The organism is Methylobacterium sp. J-072 (genome assembly GCF_022829425.1).
Classification (GTDB): domain Bacteria; phylum Pseudomonadota; class Alphaproteobacteria; order Rhizobiales; family Beijerinckiaceae; genus Methylobacterium.
Genome location: NZ_JAKSYK010000108.1, coordinates 1 through 2,127, shown reverse-complemented (window position 1 = coordinate 2,127; position 2,127 = coordinate 1). Strand labels below are relative to the sequence as shown.

The window sequence follows — 2,127 nt, the reverse complement described above, 5'->3', positions numbered from 1 at the left end:
CGTTGACCTGGACCCGGGAGCTCGCAGGGTTCGGAAGTCTCAGCTGATCGCTTCTTCGGGGTCCCCCTCAGTACCGCATGCCTGATCGGTACACCCTCGGTCGTCCGCTTTCGGGCAATAAGCAAATTGTCGCGGACGACCGAGTGGGGTCGGTAGGAGGCTGTCCGCTTCTGCGGCGGCCCTGCCCCGAACCGGTCATTCTGCTTTCGGCCAGAGTACGTCATGCCGGAGAGCCGACAGGCGCCAAACCGGTCCTTCGGCTTACCGCCTGCCCCAGGATCAGCCGACGCCCCCACGGCCGGCGGCGATGTGTGATCCGCTCATGCACACGCGCGCAAAGCACCCGCGCCCTTCAACCCAGCACGACCGCGCGCATCATCCGTAGCCGGCTCACTGCGCGAAGTCGGGATCCGTACGGGCCAGCATCCGCTTGAACGCCGCCCATTCGTTGTCGGGGGCGCCCTGGACGGCGATGCGGTCGTAGCCGGCGGCGTATTGCCCGGCGGTCTTGGCCGCGATGGCCGCGGAGGGGCGGGTGATCGGCGCGCCGGCGGCCTGGATCGCCAGCTGCGCCCGGCACGAGCGCTCCAGGTTGTGCATCAGCTTGAACGCCTCGCCGACCGAGCGCCCGCAGGTCAGCAGCCCGTGGTTGCGCAGGACCATGACCGGCTTGTCGCCGAGATCTCCCACCAGCCGCGCCCGCTCGTCGAGGTCGAGGGCGATCCCCTCATAGGCGTGATAGGCGAGCCGGCCGGCGAACTGCATCGACCACTGGTTCAGGGCGAGCAGCCCCTCCTCCTGGCACGAGACCGCGACGCCCGCGACCGTGTGGGTGTGCAGCACGCAGATCGCGTCGTGGCGCGCGGCGTGGATGGCGCTGTGGATCGTGAAGCCGGCCGGGTTGATGCCGAGCCCCATCGGATCCTCGAGCACGCGGCCGTCGATATCGACGGTGACGAGGTTGTGCGGCGTCACCTCCTCGAACCGCATCCCGTAGGGGTTGATCAGGAACCGATGCCCCTCCCCCGGCAGGCGCGCCGAGATGTGGGTGTAGATGCTGTCGTCGAGGCCGAGCCGGTGGATCAGCCGGTAGGCCGCCGCCAGGTCGACGCGCATCGCCTGGATCGCTTCGCGGTCCGGGGCAGTGGAATGGGCGGCTGCGATCATGCGACGGCTCCTGGCTCGGTGAGCGAGATCGCCGACAGGGTGCACCAGGGGCCGCGTGCCGGCAATGCATCAGGGCCGATCGATGGAGTCCTGGATTCACAAGGTCCGGGACCTTGTGCGGGTCCAGGGCGGAGCCCTGGTATCTCGGGGCTCCGCCCCAAACCCCGCCAAAGGGCTCGCCCTTTGGGAACCTCCTCCCCGGCCCAGCCAAAACTTGACAATGTTCCTATTTTGTGCTCATGGTCTCTCGCCCGCCGCGACGCGTCGTGAGACGTCTCGGGGCGCCGGTCCGGTCAGCCGCCGGGCGGGCGGCGGTGGGCCGGTGCCTGCGTCTGCCGTCGGCTGCGGCAGACCCGGGCGCGGGAGCACGACACCCCCCGGCTCGGGCTGGGCGGCGGCCGGCGGAGGAAATGCCAATGGCTGCTCAGAGGCCAGAGGGCGACCCTGTCCTGGGCGGTGCGGCGGTTCTGCGGCGCCCTCTACTACGAGGGGGCGTGCGACGAAGGCTCGCTCGGAAGCGCTGAGGGGCGATGAGCACCTCGGGACTGGAACTTAGCGCAGGCGGGCTCCCGCGTGACGGACACCGGACGAAAAGACGGATGCGGTGGCACGGCCGGCCTGTCGGCGGCGGCGCCTCCGATCCGCGGGACGCCGGGAAGCCGGCTCTTTGTGCAACGTTGCGTTCGGGCTTCGCGGCGTCCCGCGTCACCCCGGTTGCGACTGGGTTCTTGGGCCATGCTCCCGGCGGTTTTTTCCGCGCGGGGTCGATGGGGTGTGTCCGAATGCCGGTGAGACCCACGCAGCTCCAAACCACACCCTTCATCCTGAGGCGACGGAGCGCAGCGGAGGCCTCGAAGGAGCCCTCCAGCCAGCCGCGCGATTCCTGGAGGGCTCCTTCGAGGCCTCCGCTGAGCTTCGGCACCTTGTATTAGCGAATCATGTCAGATTGCCCCTGTCCCG

Annotated in this window: 1 protein-coding gene; it reads right to left on the bottom strand. The window is 69.3% G+C overall.

The window, feature by feature from the left end; genetic code table 11:
- Positions 1-390 precede the first annotated feature (390 nt).
- Positions 391-1,167 carry a class II aldolase/adducin family protein gene (locus MKK67_RS11995; protein WP_243964892.1) on the bottom strand — a complete coding sequence of 259 codons (777 nt, stop codon included), beginning with the start codon at positions 1,165-1,167 and terminating at the stop codon, positions 391-393.
- Positions 1,168-2,127 lie beyond the last annotated feature (960 nt).

Coding starts and splice junctions, on each gene's coding strand:
- MKK67_RS11995 (WP_243964892.1), bottom strand. CDS start 1,167: ATGATCGCAGCCGCCCATTCCACTGCCCCGGACCGCGAAGCGATCCAG.